The organism is Ferrovum myxofaciens, assembly GCF_000735045.1.
Lineage (GTDB): Bacteria > Pseudomonadota > Gammaproteobacteria > Burkholderiales > Ferrovaceae > Ferrovum > Ferrovum myxofaciens.
On sequence record NZ_JPOQ01000050.1, the window covers coordinates 1 to 295 of the forward strand.

Below are 295 nucleotides of genomic sequence, written 5' to 3' on the forward strand. Positions count from 1 at the left end.
TCGCTCCACGCCTGATAGACTCGCCCTTGGAGGCATGGGGACTGCTCCCCTCTCCATTGACACCAGAGGCCTTGAGGGATGAATCGGGAAGAAAACTCAATGCCCTGATCCTGGATCATGAAGTGAAGGTCGCCAGAACAGAGGGGCACCCTCTCTTGTTTGCTCAATCGGAGCAAGGCGTCGACGGCACACATTACATTTTTCTCAATGATCTCGAGGGCAATCGCTGGTGGTTCCCCTTGCCCGGACCCTGTCGCCCGGAGGATCTCGCTCTCCTGCTGGAAGCGTTGAAAAC

1 pseudogene is annotated in these 295 nt (G+C 56.6%); it reads left to right on the plus strand.

The features are described 5' to 3' along the window. Window positions 1–295, plus strand: a pseudogene (locus tag IV91_RS18400) (hypothetical protein); the annotation flags it as partial.